Consider the following 20023-nt stretch of genomic DNA (forward strand, 5'->3'; position numbering starts at 1 on the left):
CCGCTAGCGCCAGCTGGGCAGCCAGATCTGCATGTTCCACGTCGACTGCGAGATCGGAATCCCCGTCAGGATCGGGTACATCCACGCGAAGTTCGTGATGACGAGCGCCACGTAGATGCTCACCACCAGCAGCCCCAGCGTTCGCCGCTCGGCGTTCTGACGGGGCTTGAGCAGGATGTCGCCGAGGATCATCGCGATCGCCAGCACGAGGAACGGCGCCATCACCGCGGCGTAGAAGAAGTACATCTGCCGGTCGATGTCGGCGAACCACGGCAGGAAGCCCGCCGAGTAGCCCACCAGGATCACCGCGTAGCGCCAGTCCCGCTTGACGAACGCCCGCCACACCGACCAGCCGAGCACCGGCACCGCGATGAACCACATCGCGGGCGTGCCGACCAGCATCACGGCCTTGACGCACGACTGCGCGCCGCAGCCCGCCACGTCCTGGTTGTCGATCGCATAGAGCACGGGCCGCAACGACATCGGCCACGCCCACGGCTTGGACTCCCACGGATGGTGGTTGCCGTCGGCGTTGGTGAGTCCGGAGTGGAACCGGTACGCGGCATGCGTGTAGTACCAGAGCGACCGCAGCGCATCAGGTATCGGCAGCACGCTGTCCTCGCCGATGGCCTGCCCCACCTGGTGCCGGTTCACCCCGGTCTCCGAGGCGAACCACGGCGTGTACGACGCCAGGTAGACGCCGAACGGAATCAGCACCAGCGCGTACAGCGACGGCCCGAGGTCGCGGCGCAGCGCTCCCAACCACGGCCGCCGCACCCGGTACTGCCTGCGCGCCGCGATGTCGAACGCCAGGGTCATCACGCCGAAGAACATCACGAAGTACAGGCCCGACCACTTGGTCGCACAGGCCAGCCCGAGCAGCACCCCGGCGCCGAACCGCCACCACCGCACGCCGAGCCGTGGGCCCCACGCCGTCTCACCGATCCGGCCCTCGAGCATCGCGATGTGCATCCGCTCGCGAACCTGGTCGCGGTCGACGATCAGGCAGCCGAACGCCGCCACCACGAACACCACCAGGAACCCGTCGAGCAGCGCCGTCCGGGACGCCACGAAGCTCACCCCGTCGGCGATCAGCAACAGCCCGGCGATACCGCCGACGATCGTGGACCGGCTGATTCGCCGCCCGATCCGGGCCACCAGCAGCACCACGATCACACCGCACACCGCGCCGGAGAACCGCCAGCCCAGGCCGTTGTAGCCGAACAGCGCCTCACCGATCGCGATCAGTTGTTTGCCGACCGGCGGGTGCACCACCAGTCCGTAGCCTGGGTTGTCCTCGATGCCGTGGTTGTGCAGCATCTGCCACGCCTGCGGCGCATAGTGCTTCTCGTCGAAGATCGGGGTGCCCGCGTCGGTGGGTGAGCCGAGGTTGAGGAACCTCGTCACCGCGGCCAGCGCCGTGACCACGGCGGTCATCGCCCACCCCGACAGCCGGTCCAGCGGACCGAAGTCCGCGGGCGGTGCCAGTGGCGCCGGACTGATGACGGGGACCGCGCGCGGCGCTTCGGTGGCGGGGGCGGTCACGACAGCGATCGTAGGCTGTCGGCTGTGACGAATCCTGGTCGACTACTGCTCGGCGCCACGCCCCTGGGTTTGCCCACGGATGCGTCCGCCCGCCTGATCACCGCGTTGAGCAGCGTCGACATCGTCGCGGCCGAGGACACCCGGCGGGTGCGCACCCTCGCCCAGGCGCTCGAGGTCCGGATCGCCGGCAAGGTGGTCAGCCTGTTCGACCAGAACGAGGCGACGCGCATCCCCGGCCTGCTCGACGCCATCCGCTCCGGGGCGACGGTGCTGGTGGTCAGCGACGCGGGCATGCCGCTGATCAACGATCCCGGATACCGGCTGGTCTCGGCCTGTGTCGACGCGGGTCTGCCGGTGAGCTGCCTGCCCGGGCCGTCGGCGGTGACGACGGCGCTCGCGGTGTCCGGGTTGCCGTCCGACCGGTTCTGCTTCGAGGGTTTCGCGCCCCGTAAGCACGCCGCGCGGGTGTCCTGGTTCGCCGCCCTGGCCGCCGAACCGCGCACCTGCGTGTTCTTCGAGTCGCCGCGGCGTCTGGCCGTCACCCTGCGCGACGCGGCCGAGGCGCTGGGCGGGCAGCGCCGGGCGGTGGTGTGCCGGGAGCTGACCAAGACCCACGAGGAGATCGTCCGCGGGTCGCTGAGCGAACTCGTCGACTGGGCGGAGGACGGCGTGCTCGGCGAGATCACGGTCGTGCTGGCCGGGGCGGTGCCGCAGGCCGACGAGGCGACGCTCGTCGCGGAGGTGACCGCACTCGTCGACGAGGGGATGCGGGTGAAGGACGCCTGTGCGCAGGTGGTGGCGGCCCATCCGGGGTCGCCGTCGCGCCGCGAGCTCTACGACGCGGTGCTGCGCTCGCGGGAGTGATCGGGGTCGACGATCGACGCCGCCTTGTGCAGGCATTCGTCCCACTCGCGGTCCGGGTCGGAGTCCGCGGTGATGCCGCCGCCGACCCCGAGCACCGCCTGTCCCGCGGCGTCGATCTCCACGGTCCGGATCGCCACGTTGAGCTCGCACCCGCCCACCGGTGACGCCAGACCGATTGTCCCGCAGTAGATGCCGCGGCGATGCGGCTCCCAGGACCTCAGCAGCCCGCGCGCCCGCTCCTTCGGTGTGCCGGTCACCGATGCCGGCGGGAACGTGGCGTCCAGCAGCGCCGCCATCGGCACGTCGGGGCCGACCTGCGCCGAGACCGTGGACACCAGATGCCATACCCCGGGCGCCGGCCGGACGGACAGCAGATCCGGCACGGTGACGGTGCCGATGTCGGCGACCCGTCCGAGGTCGTTGCGGACCAGGTCGACGATCATGATGTTCTCGGCGACGTCCTTCACCGACGACAGCAGTGCGGCGGGGTCGGCGGTGCGCGGGAGTGTGCCCTTGATCGGGCTCGACGTCACCGTCGTCCCGTGCCGGCGCAGGAACAACTCGGGCGAGAAGGACGCCACCGCGCCCCAGTCGCCCGCGAGGTACGCCGCCCGCGCGGGCTGAGTGCGCGTGACGGTGTCGACGAAGAAATCGATTGGGGCGCCACGCAACCGGCCGGCGAACCGGGTGCACACGCACGCCTGGTACACCTCACCCGCGGCGATCGCCTCGAGGCAGGCGAGCACACCGGTGCGGTGGGTCTCGCGGTCGGGCGACTGCCACCCGATGTCGGCGCCTGCTGCCGCGGCGGGGCGGTGTAACCCGTCGGTGATCCACTCGGGAAGCGCTGTCTCGGAGAGACTCTCGTACCACCACGCGCCGTCGACGTCCTGGCGGAGCACGCAGTCGGACCAGCCGCCGGCCGCCTCGGGGATCCGCGCACCGAGCCCGTCCGCGCCTGGATCGGGATAGGACAGGTAGCCGAACCAGCCGCCGCCGACCGTCGAACCGTCACCCGCCGCGACGTCGAACACCGAATCGGCCGACACCGACTGCACGTCGACGCTCGGCGCGATCACCGCGCGAGAGCCGAACCAGTCGCCGATCAGCGCGGCGGGCGGCGGCAGGCCGCGGCGGGTGGCGGCGCCGGCGACGGCGGCCAGCACCGTGGGCGCGTCGCCGAGGTCCCCGAGCCGCTCGATCCGCACCCGTGAAGCCTGACAGAAGCTAGCGGGTGATCTCCCGGCGGATGTCGACACCGGCCAGCTTGTCCGGGTTGCGCATCGCGTAGAAGTTCGTGATCCGGCCGTCGACGATCTCGACGGTGATCACGCCTTCGAAGCTGTCGCCGAGGTAGAGCCGCAGCGCGGGGGCGTTGTTGTACATGGCCGGCTCGATGCGGCCGCCCTCGCCGGCCTGCCGGACCAGTCCCATGACGAGCTTCGCGACGCGCTCGGCGCCCGCAACGGGTCTTCTTGCCGCGGAACGCTTGCCGTCGCTGTCGGCGGTCCAGACGACGTCGGGGGCCAGCATCGCCATCAGGTCGTCGAGGTCGCCGCTGGCGGCTGCCGCGAAGAACCGGGTGGTGAGCGCTTCCGACGTCCTCGAATCGACGGGCTCGAACCGCTTGCGCCGCGACTGCACGTGTTCCCTGGCGCGGTGCGCCAGCTGGCGCACCGCTACCGTGGATTTGCCGACGGCCGAGGCGATCTCGTCGTGGTCGAAGCCGAACACCTCGCGCAGCACGAACACCGCGCGTTCGTCGGGGCTCAGTGTCTCGAGCACCACCAGCATCGCCATCGAGACCGACTCGGCGAGGACGACGTCGGCGGCCGGGTCCCGGGTGTCCAGCAGCAGGGGTTCGGGCAGCCACGGCCCGACGTAATCCTCGCGTCGGCGTGACTGGGATCGCAGGGCGTTGAGGGCCTGCCGGGTGACGAGCTGGGCGAGGTAGGCCTTGGTGTCGCGCACCGTGTCCAGGTCCACCTCGGCCCAGCGCAGGTAGCTCTCCTGTAGCACGTCATCGGATTCCGTTGCGCTGCCCAGCATCTCGTAGGCGATGGTGAACAGCAGCGGTCGCAGCAACGTGAATCGTTCGGCGTGCTCCGAAGCACCCGGCGAGGCCGTCACGGGAGCGCGACCGCCTCGGCGAGCCGCCGCTGCCGCTTGCCGCCCTTGAGCCAGAAGTAGCTACCCGGCTTGCGCGCTTCCCGGGCCAGGAAGGCGACCGTGCCCTTGCACACCGCTTCCTTGATCGACGCCGCCACGCGCCCGCCGACGTACAACGGCATCACCCTGTCGTCGAGGTGTGCGAGCTGGATGAGCCCCGCGTCGCGGCCCATGCTGATGCACTGTCCGGTGAACGCCTGGTTGAGCACCGCGGGTTCGGTGCCGGCGATCCGGCTCAGCACCGTGTTGGCGGCCTGTGCGCCGAGGGGGATCGCCGCCTGGCAGCTCATCCGCAGCGGGACGTCAGACGGCGCCGACGCGTCGCCGGCGGCGACGATGTGGGGGTCGTCGACGCTGGTCAACGTCTCGTCGGTGAGCAGCCGGCCGATCGGGTCGGTGGTCAGGCCGCTGCGTGCGGCGAGATCGGGCACCGCGAAACCGGCGGTCCAGATGGTGACGGCGCTTGGCAGTTCGCGACCGTCGGCCAGTGTGACCGCAGCAGGACCGACCGCGGTCACCACCGCACCGGGTCCGTCCAGCACGGTCACGCCGAGCTTGGCGAACCGCTTGGCCGCGGCCCGCCGGCCCGCCGTGCTCAGGTAGGGACCGAGCACGCTGCCGCACACCAGGGTGACGCTGCGGCCCTCCTCGGCGAGTTCGGCGGCGACCTCGATACCCGTCGGTCCCGCGCCCACGACGACGATCGGCGCGTCGGCGGCGGCGCCTGCGACAGCGGCGCGCAGGGGTTCGGCGTGTTCGAAGTCGGAGATCGGGAACGCGTGCTCGGCGGCGCCGGGCACGGTCGCCGCGGCGCCGGTGCTGCCGACCGCGTAGATCAGGTAGTCGTAGTCGAGCGTCTCGCCGGAACCGAGCTCGACCCGCCGGCTCGCGGCGTCGATCCGGGTCGCCGAATCGACGACGAGCTTGATGCCCGCGCCGAGGATGCTCTGGTAGTCCACGACGGAGTCGTCGGAACCGGTGACGACCTGGTGCAGCCGGATCCGCTCCACGAAGTTCGGCCGGGGGTTGATCAGGGTGACGTCGACGGTTTCGTCGAGTCGCAGGTGGTTGGCGGCCATCACGCCGGCGTAACCGCCGCCGACCACGACCACCCTGTGCTGTTCGGTCATCTCACACTCCTCGGTTCATCCGGCGTTGCGATCGAGCCGGGTTGCCTTGGAGACACCGCACACGCCGGGAGTGTGACAGGCGCTGGTCGAGTTGTGGCGCAGATCACTCCACCTGGTAGCGCGGGAACACCCCATGGGGTGCAGGCAGCTGGGTGCCAGGAACGAGGCGCTCCTCGATCGCGGTGAAGTCGCGCCGGTCCGCAGGCTGGCCGAGCAGGTCGAGCAGCGCGCCGGACGCCGTCGGCATCACCGGCTGGCTGAGCAGCGCCGCGATCCGCACCACCTCGAGCGTCGTGTAGATCACGGTCTTGAAGCGCTGCTCGTCACTCTTGCGCAGCACCCACGGCTCCTGCGCGGAGAAGTACTTGTTGGCCGCGGCGAGCACCGACCAGATCGCCTCCAGGCCCAGGTGCAGGGCCTGCCCGTCGTAGTGCTCCCGCACTCGGTCCAGCAGTGCGCCCGCCGCGTCGAGCAGTGCGGCGTCCTCCGGGGTGAATGCGCCGGGTTCGGGCACGGCGCCGTCGAGGTTCTTGGCCACCATCGACAGCGAGCGCTGCGCCAGGTTGCCCAGCTCGTTGGCGAGGTCGGCGTTGATCCGGGCGATGATCCCTTCCTCGGTGTAGTTGCCGTCCTGCCCGAACGGCACCTCCCGCAGCAGGAAGTAGCGCACCTGGTCGACGCCGAACGTGTCGACGAGTGCGACGGGGTCCACGACGTTGCCGACCGACTTGCTCATCTTCTCGCCGCCGCTGAGCAGGTGGCCGTGGGCGAACACCCGCCGCGGCAGTTCGATGCCTGCCGACATCAGGAACGCCGGCCAGTAGACGGTGTGGAACCGGATGATGTCCTTGCCGATCATGTGCAGGTCGGCCGGCCAGTACTTCTCGAACGCCTCGGAGCCGGTGTCGGGAAAGCCGACGCCGGTCAGATAGTTGGTGAGCGCGTCGACCCACACGTACATGACGTGGTCGGGGTGGCCGGGCACCGGCACTCCCCAGTCGAAGGTGGTGCGCGAGATGGACAGGTCACGCAGGCCGCCGGAGACGAAGCTGACCACCTCGTTGCGCCGTACGTCGGGCCCGATGAACTCGGGGTGGGCCTCGTAATGGGCCAGCAACCGGTCGGCGTAGGCCGACAGCCGGAAGAAGTAGGTCTCCTCCTCGGTCCAGGTCAGTGGTGCGCCGGTCTCGGTGGCGATCCGGGTGCCGTCGTCGCGGACCGTGGTCTCGCCCTCGGTGAAGAACCGTTCGTCGCGCACCGAATACCAGCCGGAGTACGCGTCGAGGTAGATGTCGCCCGCCGCGTCCATCCGGTTCCAGATGTCGATCGACGCCTCGATGTGGTCAGGATCGGTGGTGCGGATGAACCGGTCGAAGGAGATGTCGAGCTTCTCGTAGAGGCGCTGGAACACGTCGGAGTTGCGCCGGGCGAAGTCGGGCGTGGGGAGACCCTCGCGCGTAGCGGTCTCGGCCATCTTCAGGCCGTGTTCGTCGGTGCCGGTGAGGAAGCGGACGTCGAAGCCGTCGAGCCGTTTGAAGCGGGCGATCGCGTCGGTGGCGATCTTCTCGTAGGCGTGCCCGATGTGCGGTGCGCCGTTCGGGTAGTCGATCGCCGTGGTGATGTAGAACGGGATGCTCATTTGGACACAACCTTATGGTGTTGCGGTGAGTAGTAAGCGCTCAGCCGGGCGGGAGGCGCCGCCGCCGCCGGAACCCCTGACCCCGCTGATCGACGCGCACACCCATCTCGACGCCTGCGGTGCCCAGGACGCCGACGACGTGCGCGCGATCGTGGACCGGGCCGAGGCCGTTGGCGTGCAGACCGTGGTCACCATCGCCGACGATCTGGCCTCGGCGCGCTGGGCGACCCGGGCCGCCGAGTGGGATCCGCGGGTGTACGCCGCGGTCGCCCTGCACCCGACGCGCGCGAACGCACTCACCGATGCCGCCAGGGCGGAGCTCGAACGCCTCGCGGCGCATCCGCGGGTGGTGTCAGTCGGCGAGACCGGCATGGACCTCTACTGGCCGGGCCGGCTCGAAGGCTGCGCCACGCCCGCCGAGCAGCGCGAGGCCTTCGCCTGGCACATCGACCTCGCCAAACGCACCGGCAAGCCGCTGATGATCCACAACCGCGACGCCGACGCCGAGGTGCTCGACGTGCTGCGCGCCGAGGGCACCCCGGACACCGTGATCTTCCACTGCTTCTCGTCCGACGCCGCGATGGCGCGGGCCTGCGTCGATGCGGGCTGGCTGATCAGCCTGTCGGGCACCGTCAGCTTCCGGAATGCGCACGCGCTTCGCGAGGCCGTTCCGTTGATCCCGGCCGACCAGCTGCTCATCGAGACGGACGCCCCGTTCCTCACCCCTCACCCGTTCCGGGGTGCGCCGAACGAGCCATACTGTCTGCCGTACACCGTGCGTGCGCTCGCCGAAGTCGTCGGGCGCCCGGCCGAACAACTCGCCGGCGAGACCACGGCAAACGCGAGAGGGGCCTACGGCGTGGCCTAAGTTGCCGCCAGGACACCTTTTCGTTACCGTCTTGTGATCCAGTACGGCTGAGCCCACCGCCGTCCGAAAAAGTCGGGGACTGACTCCACCTTGAATGCTCTGACCAAGCTCCATGAATCGCGCTCGCCGGTCCTGCGACTCCTCGTGGGGGCGTTGCTGCTCGCGCTGACGTTCGCCGGCGGATACGCCGTGACCGCGCACAAGACCGTGACCCTGAGCGTCGACGGCACCTCCACGACCGTCACCACGATGAAGTCCCGGGTGATCGACGTGGTGGAGGAGAACGGCTTCGACGTCGAGGACCGCGACGACCTGCGCCCCGCCGCAGACCAGACGATCGGCCAGTCCGACACCATCGAACTGCGCCGCAGCCGGCCGCTGCAAATCTCGCTCGACGGCCAGCACAGCACCCAGGTGTGGACCACGGCGTCCACCGTCGACGAGGCGCTGAGCCAGCTGCAGATGACCGACAAGGCGCCGGCCGCGGCCTCGCGTGGCAGCCGTGTCCCGCTGGCCGGGATGTCATTGCCCGTGGTCAGCCCGAAAACCGTGCGCATCGACGAGGGTGGCGCCGTGCGCACCGTCCGACTCGCGGCGCCCAACGTCGCAGCCCTGCTCGAGGCGGCGGGTGCGCCGCTGCAGCAGAGAGACAAGGTGGTGCCCCCCGCGGCGGCGCCGGTTGTCGACGGCATGGCGATCCAGGTGACGCGGATCCGGATCGAGCGGGTCACCGAGCGGCTGCCGCTCGCACCGGCCAACCAGCGCATCGAGGACGTCACCCTGAACATGAGCCGTTCGGTGGTCGAGGACCCGGGTGCGCCGGGCACGCAGGACGTCACATTCGCCATCGCGAAGGTGAACGGTGTCGAAACGGGCAGGTTGCCAGTAGCCAATGTCGTCGTGACACCGGCCCGCCCCGGGGTGCTGCGGGTGGGCGCCAAACCGGGTACCGAAGTGCCTCCGGTCAGCAACGGAGGGCAGTGGGACGCCCTTGCGCAGTGCGAAGCCGGAGGTAACTGGGGCATCAATACGGGCAACGGATATTTCGGTGGTGTCCAATTTGATCAAAACACCTGGGAGCGCAACGGTGGTCTGAGGTATGCTGGGCGCGCAGATCTGGCAACACGAGAAGAGCAGATCGCGATTGCTGAGGTGACTCGGGCGCGTCAAGGTTGGGGCGCGTGGCCGACGTGTAGTGCGAGAGTGGGGGCGTCCTGACGATTCGGCTTCTCGGGCGGACCGAGATACGACGCTTGGCGAAAGACATCGACTTTCGGCCACGCAAGTCCTTTGGGCAGAACTTCGTCCATGATGCGAACACCGTGCGCCGGATCGTCTCGGCATCGGGGATCCACCGGCACGACCACGTCCTGGAGGTGGGCCCCGGGCTGGGTTCGCTCACCTTGGCACTGCTGGACAAGGGTGCGCACGTCACCGCGGTGGAGATCGACCCGCTACTGGCGCGCCAGTTGCCCAAGACGATCGCCGACCACTCGCACAGCGAGATCAACCGGCTCACGGTGCTCAACAGCGACATCTTGACGCTGCAGCCGTCGGACCTGGAGAACGAGCCCACCGCGCTCGTCGCCAATCTGCCGTACAACGTCGCGGTTCCCGCGCTGCTGCACCTGCTCGCCGAGTTCCCGACGATCAAGTCGGTGATGGTGATGGTGCAGGCCGAGGTCGCCGAGCGACTGGCCGCCGAACCGGGCGGCAAGGACTACGGCGTGCCCAGTGCCAAGGTCAGGTTCTACGGCAAGGTGCGCCGGTACGGCATGGTGTCGCCGACGGTGTTCTGGCCGATCCCGCGGGTGTACTCCGGGCTGGTGCGGCTGGACCGTTACGAGACCTCGCCGTGGCCGACCGAGCCCGGGTTCCGCAAGCAGGTCTTCGACCTCATCGACATCGCGTTCGCGCAACGGCGTAAGACGTCGCGCAACGCATTCGCCGAGTGGGCGGGTTCGGGCAACGAGTCGGCACGCCGGCTGCTCGCCGCCAGCATCGACCCGTCGCGTCGCGGTGAGACCCTCGGGGTCGCCGACTTCGTGCGATTGCTGCAGCGCTCCGACGACTCCGAGGCGCCCGTCAGCCTCGCGTAGCAGCGCGGCTACTCCTTGTCGCCGTCACGCCGGTTGTCCTTGCCGAGCAACTCGTCGAGCAACGGCGTCTCCGCCACCACGGGGTAGTTGCCGGTGAAACCGATGCGTTCACGCGCCATCTCGAGCACCCGCCCACGGACGGCGTACCAGCCGCCGACCAGTGTCGGGATGATGATGAGCAGGGCGATCAGGTTCCAGTAGTTCTCGTAGCACATCAGCGCCACCACGCCGACGAGGAACACCAGCGTGGCGTAGCTCGTGTAAGGCGTGCCGAACAGCCGGAAGCTGGGCCGCTCCAGGATCCCCTTCTGCGACCAGCGGTACAGCTGGATCTGGCAGATGACGATCGTGCCCCACGACGCGATGATGCCCAGCGCCGACAGGTCCAGCGCGATGTTGAAGGCCTCCGCGGGCACGACCAGGTTGAGGACGACGCCGACCACGGTGAAGACCGCCGTCAGCGCGATGCCCGCCCACGGCACACCCCTGCTCGACATCTTCGCGGTGAACTTCGGCGCGCTGCCGTTCATCGACATCGACCGCAGGATGCGCCCGGTCGAGTACAACCCGGCGTTGAGACTGGACAGCGCGGCGGTGAGCACCACGAAGTTCATGATGTCGCCCGCGGCAGGGACGCCGATCTTGGAGAAGAACGTCACGAACGGGCTGGTGCCTTCCTCGTACGCGGTGTACGGCAGCAGCAGTGCCAACAGGATCAGTGAGCCGACGTAGAACACCGCGATCCGGAAGATCACCGAGTTGATCGCCTTGGGCATCACCTTCGGCGGATCCTCGGTCTCACCGGCGGCGGTGCCGACCAATTCGACTGCGGCATAGGCGAAGATGACGCCCGAGGTGATGATCACCAGCTGCAGGATTCCGGTGGGCAGGATGCCGCCGTTGTCGGCGATCACCGAGGGACCGGTGGTCTGGCCCTCGATCGCGAAGCGGCCGGCCAGGAAGACGATGCCGACGATGAGGAAGGTGACCAGTGCGACGACCTTGATCAGCGCCGCCCAGAACTCCATCTCGCCGAACCACTTGACCGAGATCATGTTCACGCTCAGCACGATCACCAGCGCGATCAACGCGATCGACCACTGCGGTATCGCCTCGAAGGCGCCCCAGTAGTGCATGTAGAGCGCGACGGCGGTGACGTCGACGATCGACGTGCACGCCCAGTTGAAGAAGTACATCCAGCCTGCGACGTACGCCGCCTTCTCGCCGAGGAACTCACGCGCGTACGAGACGAACGATCCCGACGAAGGGCGGTGCAGCACAAGCTCGCCCAGTGCGCGCAGGATGAAGAACACGAACAGTCCGCAGATCGCGTACACGATGAACAGGCCCGGTCCCGCGCTGTTGAGCCGGCCGCCTGCCCCCATGAACAGGCCGGTGCCGATCGCGCCGCCGATGGCGATCATCTGCAGCTGCCGCGGTTTGAGGCCCTTCTCGTACCCCTCCTCTTCGTGCGCGAGTGCGGAGTTGTCGTACGGCGCGGTCGCGGTCATAGGGCCGAAGTTAGCCCCGGCCGTGTAAACCGGAATCGGACGCCAGTTAAAGCTGCGTTAAGTCGGTGGCCGGACGCGGTTCACCGCAGGGTGCGGGTGATCAGCCTCACCATCTCCGAACACGAGTCGTAGCGCAGGTCGGGATCCTTCGCCAGCGCCTTCGCGATGATCGAGTCGAAAGCGTGCGGTATCCAAGCTATTCGCCGCGCCAGCCGCGGTGGGGGCGCGTTCAGGTGCTCGTCGACCAGGCCGTGCGAGGTGTTCGCGGTGAAGGGCGTTGCACCGGTGATCATCTCGACGGCGGTGCAGGCGAGCGCGTACTCGTCGACCGCCGGAGTCGGCGTGCGGCCTCGCAGCAGCTCCGGTGCGGAGTAGGGCAGCGACGCCTCGACGCGGGCCGGATGGCGGAGGGCGTCATCGGTCATCGAGTGCGCGACGCCGAAGTCGACGAGCACCACACTGGTCGGTGCGAAAGGCTCGCGCACAAGGACGTTGGCGGGTTTGACGTCGCAGTGCACGATGCCCGAGCGGTGGATGTGGTCGAGTGCGCCGGCGATCTGAGCCAGTGCCGTCAGCCGGTCGTCCATCCTGGGCAGCGTCATCGCCGTTCCGCCGCCGACGATCTCCATGGTGAGCCAGTGCGGACCGCACTCGTACACCTTCACCACGTGCGGATGTTCGGCCGCGCGGGCGAACGCGAACTCGCGCTGAAGCCGGCCGAGGTCGGCGGGCCTGCGATGACGCTCGTCGAGGATCTTGAGCGCCACGTCGGCGCCTGCGTCGTTGCGCACCCGGTAGACCTCGGCGTACCCGCCGCGACCCAGCGGTTCGTCGACGACGTAGTCCGCCACCCTGTCGCCGCGCGCGAGCATATCGGGAAGCCTAGGTTCTCCGGGCCGGCCCGCGGCGCTAGTGTCGTGCGGTGGCCGACGGCAACACCGCATCTCAGTGGGTTCCCACTGGTTCGGTGACCGTGCGCGCACCGGGGAAGGTCAACCTCTACCTCGGGGTCGGCGATCTGCGCGACGACGGGTACCACGACCTCACCACCGTCTTCCACGCCGTGTCGCTGGTCGACGAGATCACCGTCCGCAACGCCGACGTGCAGTCGCTCGAGATCGCGGGTGAGGGCGCCGAGGGACTGCCCCTCGACGAGCGGAACCTCGCGTGGCAGGCCGCCGAACTGCTCGCCGAACACGTCGGCCGCGCCCCAGACGTCGCGATCTCGATCGAGAAGGCGATACCGGTGGCGGGCGGGATGGCGGGCGGCAGTGCCGACGCCGCTGCCGTGCTCGTCGCGATGAACGCCCTGTGGGAGCTCGGCGTGCCCCGCCGCGACCTGCACACGCTGGCCGCCACTCTCGGCAGTGACGTCCCGTTCGCCCTGCACGGCGGGACGGCGCTGGGCACCGGCCGCGGGGAGGAGCTCGCGACGGTGCTCGCCCGCAGCACCTTCCACTGGGTGCTGGCGTTCGCCCACAAGGGCCTGTCCACCCCGAAGGTGTTCGGGGAGATCGACCGATTGCGCGCGGCGGCCGACGGCCAGCGCGACGCGCCGCCGCGGCTGGACGATCCCGAGCCGCTGCTCGCGGCGCTGGCCTCCGGGGACCCCGCCGAGTTGGCTCCGCTGCTGGGCAATGACCTGCAGGCCGCGGCGCTGAGCCTGTACCCGGGTCTGCGGCGCACGCTGCGGGCGGGGCGCGAGGCCGGTGCGCTGGCCGGCCTGGTGTCGGGCTCGGGCCCGACGTGTGCGTTCCTGTGCGAGTCGGCGACGGCGGCGGTCGACATCGGTGTCCGGCTGGCCGGCGCGGGCGTCTGCCGGACCGTGCGGGTGGCCAGCGGACCGGTACACGGCGCCCGGTTGGTGCCCGCGCCGACCCCTTCGGGCTGACGCGCGGAGGCGCCAGGGACACGGCGCGCCGCCGATGTGACCCACGCCTCAATCCGCGCTACAGTTTGGCGGATACTTAAGAGCCTCTTAAGATGGTGCCCGGTGAAAACTAGCGGTCAAGCAATGGGCGCGAGCCCGTCACCCGCCGGACTGCTCGGCGGGTCCGCTCGCAGCTCTACGGCAGGCTCGCCGAAGAGCACCGTCGCTTCCGGATCTGCAACCGCGCCCGGGTTTTCCCATGCATCACCGTTTCGATATGAAACCGCTCCTGAATCGTTCGTGCGCGCCTTCTCGGCAGCGCCCGGCAAACAGCGGAGCATGAGAAACCGGGCATTGTCGCCGGTCCCGAGGAGGTCGTCGTGAGCAGGTTCACCGAGAAGATGTACCGCAACGCCCGCACCGTCACCACCGGCATGGTGACCGGGGAGCCGCACGAGCCCGTGCGACACACCTGGGGTGAGGTGCACGAGCGTGCGCGGCGCATCGCCGGCGGCCTGGCCGCGGCCGGTGTCGGACTGGGGGACGCGGTGGGCGTGCTGGCGGGCTTCCCCGTCGAGATCGCGCCGACCGCGCAGGGCCTGTGGATGCGCGGCGCGAGCCTGACCATGCTGCACCAGCCGACCCCGCGCACCGACCTCGCGCTGTGGGCCGAGGACACCATGATGGTGATCGGGATGATCGAGGCGAAGGCCGTGATCGTCTCCGAGCCGTTCAACGTGGCGATCCCGGTGCTCGAGGAGAAGGGCATCACCGTCCTCACCGTCTCCGACCTGCTGGCCTCGGAGCCGATCGATCCCGTCGAGGTCGGCGAGGACGACCTGGCGCTGATGCAGCTGACGTCCGGCTCGACCGGTTCACCCAAGGCCGTGCAGATCACCCACCGCAACATCCACTCGAACGCCGAGGCGATGTTCATCGGCGCCGAGTACGACGTCGAGAAGGACGTCATGGTGAGCTGGCTGCCCTGCTTCCACGACATGGGCATGGTCGGCTTCCTCACCATCCCGATGTACTTCGGCGCAGAGCTGGTCAAGGTCACGCCGATGGATTTCCTGCGCGACACGCTGCTGTGGGCCCGGCTGATCGACAAGTACAAGGGCACGATGACCGCCGCGCCGAACTTCGCCTACGCGCTGCTGGCGAAGCGGCTGCGCAGGCAGGCCACGCCCGGCGAGTTCGACCTGTCGACGCTGCGCTTCGCGCTGTCGGGCGCCGAGCCGGTCGAACCGGCCGACGTCGAGGACCTCATCGACGCGGGCAGGCCGTTCGGGTTGCGCGCCGAGGCGATCCTGCCCGCCTACGGCATGGCCGAGACGACGCTGGCGGTGTCGTTCTCCGAGTGCGGCGCCGGCCTGGTGGTCGACGAGGTGGACGCCGACCTGCTGGCCGCTCTGCGCCGGGCCGTGACCGCCACCAAGGGCAACACCAAGCGGCTGGCCACGCTCGGCCCGCTGCTGGAGGGGCTCGAGGCCCGCATCATCGACGAGCAGGGCAACGTGATGCCCGCCCGCGGTGTCGGCGTCATCGAACTGCGCGGCGAGCCGTTGACGCCCGGCTACATCACCATGGGCGGATTCGTGCCCGCCCAGGACGAGCACGGCTGGTACGACACCGGCGACCTCGGCTACCTCACCGAAGAGGGACACGTCGTGGTCTGCGGCCGCGTCAAGGACGTCATCATCATGGCGGGGCGCAACATCTACCCGACCGACATCGAGCGGGCCGCCGGGCGCGTGGAAGGCGTGCGGCCCGGCTGCGCCGTCGCCGTCCGGCTGGACGCCGGGCATTCGCGGGAGACGTTCGCCGTCGCGGTGGAGTCCAACGCCTGGCAGGACCCGGTCGAGGTGCGCCGCATCGAGCACCAGGTCGCCCACGAGGTGGTGACCGAGGTGGACGTGCGTCCGCGCAACGTCGTGGTCCTCGGGCCCGGCACCATCCCGAAGACGCCGTCGGGCAAGCTGCGCCGCGCCAACTCGGTCTCGCTCGTCACCTAGCAGCCCTGCGCCCTCGCACCGGGGGTAACGAGGTGTCGGTGATCACCGATACCGTCGGTGACATGACACCGGCCATCGAAGCGATCGACCTGGTGAAGCAGTTCGGGGATCCCGCGGTCGTGCCACCCGCGGTCGACCACGTCAGCTTCGCCGTCCCGCCGGGCACCGTCCTCGGCCTGCTCGGGCCCAACGGCGCCGGCAAGACCACGACCGTGCGGATGATGACGACGCTGACCGAGCCGACCAGCGGGACGGCGCGGGTGGCCGGCTATGACGTGCTGCGCCAACCCGACGAGGTGCGGCGCAACATGGGCCTCACCGGGCAGGTGGCGACGGTCGACGAACTGCTGACCGGTCGCGAGAACATCCGGATGATCGGCAGCCTGTACGGCATCCGGCGCCGGGAGCTGGCCCGCATGGGCGACGAACTGCTGGAGCGGTTCTCCATCGCCGACGCCGCCGACAAGGTGGTCAAGTCCTACTCCGGCGGGATGCGGCGGCGCCTCGACCTCGCTGTCAGCCTGCTCGCGTCGCCGCCGGTGCTCTTCCTCGACGAACCGACCACCGGCCTGGATCCGCGTAGCCGCAGCGACCTGTGGGACGTGCTGCGCGGCCTCGTCGAGCAGGGCACCACCCTGCTGCTCACCACGCAGTACCTCGAGGAGGCCGACCAGCTCGCGGACAACATCGTCGTCGTCGACCGGGGCCGGATCATCGCCGAGGGATCGCCGCTGGAGCTCAAGCGCCAGGCCGGCAACGCGAGCCTGGTGGTCACCGTGACCGACGCCGACGACCTGTCGGCGGCCCAGGAGTTGCTGGCCCGCACCGGCGCCGAGGTGTTCGTCGAGGCGGGTGCGCGACAGGTCACGGCCTCCGCCGACGGGCTCGACGACGTCATCCGCGTCGCGGGCTGGCTCCGCGACAGCGGCATCGCCGTCGACGACATCGGGCTGTCCCGGCCGAGTCTCGACGATGTCTTCCTGTCGCTCACCGGGCACCGCACCGAGGAGGAGGCCAGCGCATGACAGCCCTTGCGTCGCGTACAGAGGTCGAAGCTGGGCGGCCCCGCACGCATCCGACCAACATCGCCCAGCAGTCCTGGATCATGGTCAAGCGCAACATGATCCACACCAAGCGCATGCCGGAGATGCTCAGCGACGTCACCGCGCAGCCGATCATGTTCGTGCTGCTCTTCGCGTTCGTGTTCGGCGCGTCGATCACCGACACCGGTGGCGCGTCGTACCGCGAGTTCCTGCTGCCCGGCATCCTGGCGCAGACCATCGTGTTCTCCGCGTTCGTCGTCGCCGCGGGCATCACCGCCGACGTCGAGAAGGGCATCATCGACAGGTTCCGGTCGCTGCCGATCCACCGGTCGTCGGTGCTCATCGGGCGCAGCGTCGCGAGCCTGGTGCACTCGTCCATCGGCATCGTGGTGATGGCGGTGACGGGCCTGGCGATCGGCTGGCGGATCCGCGGCGGCATCGGCGAGGCGGTGCTCGCGTTCGCGCTGCTGCTGGTGTTCGGGTTCGGCATCATCTGGTTCGGCATCTTGGTGGGCTCACTGATGCGATCGGTCGAAGCCGTCAACGGGGTGATGTTCACCGTGCTGTTCCCGGTCACCTTCCTGGCGAACACCTTCGTGCCGACCGGGCCCATGCCGCACTGGTTGCGGGTGATCGCCGAGTGGAACCCGGTGTCGTCGCTGGCGCAGGCGATGCGCGAACTGTGGGGCAACGGCCCGCCCGCGGCGCCCGAAGCCCAGCTGCCGCTGCACCATCCGGTGTTCGCGACGGTGCTGTGGTCGGTGGTGCTGACCGCGGTCATCGCGCCCGTCGCGCTGCGCGCCTACGCCCGCCGCACGGGCGGCTGAGGGCTCGCATGGCGGGCTAAGTATTTATAGCTATACTCAGCTCATGCTCAAGCCTCCCGCGCGGATCGCCGACCACCCGACCGTGCGTGCGGTGCTGTCGCGGCAGCGGGAGAAACCCGGCGCGGTCGACGCGGAATGGCTGCGCGATGTCTGTCTGGCCGCAGGCGCCGACGACGTCGCCTTCGCCAGCGTCGCCAACCCCGACCTGGCCTCGGAGGTTGAGCACGTCGAGGCGGCCCTGCCCGGCGTCAGGAGCTACATCTCGCTCGTGGTGCGGATGAACCGCGACAACGTCCGGTCGACGGCGCGCAGCGTCGCCAATCAGGAGTTCCACCGCAGCGGTGAGATCATCAACGAAGCGGCGCACCGTGTCACCCGCGCACTCGAGAACGCCGGCCACCGGGCGCTCAACCCGTCGGCGACCTTCCCGATGGAGATGGACAAGTTCCCCGGCCGGATCTGGGTGGTGGCGCACAAGCCGGTCGCGGTCGCGGCAGGGCTGGGTGTGATGGGCATCCACCGCAACGTGATCCACCCGAAGTTCGGCAACTTCATCCTGCTGGCGACGATCCTCGTCGGCGCCGAGATCACCGAATACGGCTCGCCGCTGGACTATTCGCCATGCCTGGAGTGCAAGCTCTGTGTCGCGGCCTGCCCGGTCGGCGCCATCGGCAAGAACGGCGAATTCGACTTCGTCGCGTGTTCGGTGCACAACTACCGCGAGTTCATGGGCGGCTTCACCGACTGGGCGCAGACCATCGCCGACAGCGCCGACGCCGAGGACTTCCGTTCGCGGGTCAGCGATTCGGAGAACGCGTCGATGTGGCAGAGCCTGTCGTTCAAGGCCAACTACAAGGCGGCCTACTGCCTTGCGGTGTGCCCGGCGGGCGAGGACGTCATCGAGCCGTATCTGGAGGACCGGAAAGGCTTCATGGACCTGGTGCTAAAGCCGCTGCAGGAGAAGCGCGAAACGCTCTACGTGCTGCCGAATTCGGCGGCCAAGGCGCACGCCGAACGGCGGTTCCCGCACAAGCCGGTGAAGGTGGTCGACAGCGGCATACGCGGGCGCTAGCGGCCTACCAGGCGTGGACGGTGTTCTGCGCGGGTTCGATGCCCTGCTCCAGCAACAGTTCGGTCGCATCGGCCGCCTGCTCGCAGATCGTCGGCACCTCGGCGCGCTCGGCGGCCGTGAACGCCTCGAGCACATACGCCGCCGCGTCCTTACGACCCGGCGGGCGGCCGATCCCGACGCGGACGCGCTGGAAGCCGTTGCCGCCCAGCGCGGCCGACACCGACCGCAGGCCGTTGTGGCCGGCCACGCCGCCGCCCAACTTGAGCCGGATCCGGCCGAAGTCGATGTCGAGCTCGTCGTGGATCACCACCACGTCGGCGGGCGCCACCGAATAGAACTTGGCCAGCGGGCCCACCTGGCGGCCCGACTCGTTCATGTAGCAGCGGGGCTTGGCGAGCACCACCGACCGGCCGCCGAGCCGGCCGGTGACGACCTCGGCGCCGGACTTCTTGTGCACCTTGAAGCCCGACCCCATCCGGCCCGCGAGCAGGTCGGCGACCATGAAGCCCACGTTGTGCCGGGTCTTGGCGTAGGTGGGCCCGGGATTACCCAGGCCCACCACCAGCAACGGCTCGGCCATGAGAGCTGAGTCGACCGCCTACTCGGCGGATTCGGCCGGGGCCTCGTCGCCCTCGCCGGCCTCGCCCTCGGCCTCCTCGACGGCCTCGGCGAATTCGGCGGCCTGCTCGTCGATCGACGCGCCGCCACCCTCGGCCTCGAGGTCCTCGGCGGTGGGCGCGGCCACGACGTTGACCACCAGCGCCTCGGGATCGGTGATCAGGGCGACACCCTTGGGCAGCTCGATCTGGCCCGCGGTGAACTGGGTGCCTGCCACGGCGCCCTCCACCGAGACGACGATCTGCTCGGGGATGGCCTGCACGTCCGACTCGATCTCGAGCGTGTTGGCCTCCTGCGTGACGAGGGTGCCGGGGATCGCATCGCCTTCGATGACGACGTTGACCTCGACGGACACCTTCTCGCCACGGCGGACGACCAGCAGGTCGGCGTGCTGGATGTTGCGGCGGATCGGGTGGATCTCCAGCGACTTCGTCAGCGCGAGCTGCTCGGTGCCCTCGATGTCGAGGCTCAGCACCGCGTTGGTGCCGGAGTGACGCAGCACGGCGGCGAAGTCGCGGGCGTCGATCTCGAGGTGCTGCGGGTCGGTGCCGTGGCCGTACAGGACGGCCGGGACCTTGCCTTCACGGCGTGCGCGACGCGATGCGCCCTTGCCGGTCACCGTGCGGACCGATGCGGTCAGATTGTTCGTAGAGGCCGACTTCTTGGCCATGTGCGGTGCTCCTGTGCTGGTCGAGTGGCTTCATCGCACAGCAGGGGCCGCATCCGTGAAGACGCGTGTTCCCGTCGATAACG

Annotated in this window: 18 protein-coding genes; 9 read left to right on the top strand and 9 right to left on the bottom strand. The window is 69.4% G+C overall.

Features of this window, described 5'->3' with window-relative positions; genetic code table 11:
• Positions 1–3 precede the first annotated feature (3 nt).
• Positions 4–1545, bottom strand: a complete 1542-nt coding sequence (locus Q2100_RS06530) for a dolichyl-phosphate-mannose--protein mannosyltransferase (RefSeq protein ID WP_302913330.1) — start codon at positions 1543–1545, stop codon at positions 4–6.
• A gap of 24 nt (positions 1546–1569) precedes the next feature.
• Here Q2100_RS06530 and rsmI point away from each other — a divergent pair, with 24 nt between their 5' ends.
• Complete coding sequence (gene rsmI, locus Q2100_RS06535; protein WP_264012397.1) at positions 1570–2409, top strand: 16S rRNA (cytidine(1402)-2'-O)-methyltransferase; 840 nt, start codon at positions 1570–1572, stop codon at positions 2407–2409.
• Here rsmI and Q2100_RS06540 read toward each other — a convergent pair.
• The 4 genes from Q2100_RS06540 to metG form a co-directional block, all read right to left on the bottom strand.
• Positions 2379–3617: an aminodeoxychorismate synthase component I gene (locus tag Q2100_RS06540; protein ID WP_302913331.1), complete on the bottom strand. Its 1239-nt coding sequence runs from the start codon at positions 3615–3617 to the stop codon at positions 2379–2381. The genes rsmI and Q2100_RS06540 overlap by 31 nt on opposite strands.
• Positions 3618–3636: 19 nt before the next feature.
• Positions 3637–4539, bottom strand: coding sequence for an RNA polymerase sigma-70 factor (locus Q2100_RS06545; protein ID WP_302913332.1), 903 nt, complete (start codon positions 4537–4539; stop codon positions 3637–3639).
• Positions 4536–5708 (bottom strand): NAD(P)/FAD-dependent oxidoreductase, encoded by a 1173-nt coding sequence (locus tag Q2100_RS06550; protein WP_302913333.1) that lies wholly within the window; start codon positions 5706–5708, stop codon positions 4536–4538. The genes Q2100_RS06545 and Q2100_RS06550 overlap by 4 nt, the downstream gene beginning before the upstream one ends.
• A gap of 103 nt (positions 5709–5811) precedes the next feature.
• Entirely contained in the window at positions 5812–7347 is a 1536-nt protein-coding gene (metG, locus tag Q2100_RS06555; protein ID WP_302913334.1) for a methionine--tRNA ligase, read from the bottom strand.
• Between metG and Q2100_RS06560 the strand changes: the two genes are divergently transcribed.
• From Q2100_RS06560 to rsmA, 3 genes are all read left to right on the top strand, one after another.
• Positions 7340–8215 (top strand): TatD family hydrolase, encoded by an 876-nt coding sequence (locus Q2100_RS06560; protein WP_302913335.1) that lies wholly within the window; start codon positions 7340–7342, stop codon positions 8213–8215. The genes metG and Q2100_RS06560 overlap by 8 nt on opposite strands.
• Before the next feature lie 90 nt (positions 8216–8305).
• Positions 8306–9433, top strand: coding sequence for a resuscitation-promoting factor (locus tag Q2100_RS06565; protein ID WP_302913336.1), 1128 nt, complete (start codon positions 8306–8308; stop codon positions 9431–9433).
• Positions 9430–10314, top strand: coding sequence for a 16S rRNA (adenine(1518)-N(6)/adenine(1519)-N(6))-dimethyltransferase RsmA (rsmA, locus tag Q2100_RS06570; RefSeq protein WP_302471748.1), 885 nt, complete (start codon positions 9430–9432; stop codon positions 10312–10314). Before Q2100_RS06565 ends, rsmA begins: the two co-directional genes overlap by 4 nt.
• An 8-nt stretch (positions 10315–10322) precedes the next feature.
• Here rsmA and Q2100_RS06575 read toward each other — a convergent pair whose 3' ends face one another.
• Both Q2100_RS06575 and Q2100_RS06580 read right to left on the bottom strand, forming a co-directional pair.
• Positions 10323–11825, bottom strand: coding sequence for an amino acid permease (locus Q2100_RS06575; protein ID WP_302913337.1), 1503 nt, complete (start codon positions 11823–11825; stop codon positions 10323–10325).
• 80 nt (positions 11826–11905) lie between these two features.
• Positions 11906–12697, bottom strand: coding sequence for a serine/threonine-protein kinase (locus Q2100_RS06580; protein ID WP_302913338.1), 792 nt, complete (start codon positions 12695–12697; stop codon positions 11906–11908).
• 50 nt (positions 12698–12747) lie between these two features.
• On the opposite strand from Q2100_RS06580, the gene Q2100_RS06585 reads away from it, so the two are divergent.
• From Q2100_RS06585 to Q2100_RS06605, 5 genes are all read left to right on the top strand, one after another.
• Positions 12748–13716, top strand: coding sequence for a 4-(cytidine 5'-diphospho)-2-C-methyl-D-erythritol kinase (locus Q2100_RS06585; RefSeq protein WP_264012388.1), 969 nt, complete (start codon positions 12748–12750; stop codon positions 13714–13716).
• A 359-nt stretch (positions 13717–14075) separates the two neighbouring features.
• Positions 14076–15710, top strand: coding sequence for a fatty acyl-AMP ligase (locus Q2100_RS06590; protein WP_302913339.1), 1635 nt, complete (start codon positions 14076–14078; stop codon positions 15708–15710).
• Between the two features lie 62 nt (positions 15711–15772).
• Positions 15773–16735: an efflux ABC transporter ATPase subunit, DrrA-related gene (locus Q2100_RS06595; protein WP_302913358.1), complete on the top strand. Its 963-nt coding sequence runs from the start codon at positions 15773–15775 to the stop codon at positions 16733–16735.
• Positions 16732–17580, top strand: a complete 849-nt coding sequence (locus tag Q2100_RS06600; protein ID WP_302913340.1) for an ABC transporter permease — start codon at positions 16732–16734, stop codon at positions 17578–17580. Before Q2100_RS06595 ends, Q2100_RS06600 begins: the two co-directional genes overlap by 4 nt.
• A gap of 43 nt (positions 17581–17623) precedes the next feature.
• Positions 17624–18652 (top strand): epoxyqueuosine reductase, encoded by a 1029-nt coding sequence (locus Q2100_RS06605; protein WP_302913341.1) that lies wholly within the window; start codon positions 17624–17626, stop codon positions 18650–18652.
• Between the two features lie 4 nt (positions 18653–18656).
• Here the strand turns inward: Q2100_RS06605 and pth are convergent, their stop codons facing one another.
• Entirely contained in the window at positions 18657–19232 is a 576-nt protein-coding gene (pth, locus tag Q2100_RS06610) for an aminoacyl-tRNA hydrolase (protein WP_302913342.1), read from the bottom strand.
• Between the two features lie 18 nt (positions 19233–19250).
• The gene (locus Q2100_RS06615; protein ID WP_302913343.1) at positions 19251–19940 is read right to left on the bottom strand and encodes a 50S ribosomal protein L25/general stress protein Ctc; all 690 of its coding nucleotides are present in this window, start codon (positions 19938–19940) and stop codon (positions 19251–19253) included.
• Positions 19941–20023: the final 83 nt, after the last annotated feature.

This window comes from Mycolicibacterium arseniciresistens (genome assembly GCF_030519285.1).
GTDB classification, from domain to species: Bacteria; Actinomycetota; Actinomycetes; order Mycobacteriales; family Mycobacteriaceae; genus Mycobacterium; species Mycobacterium arseniciresistens.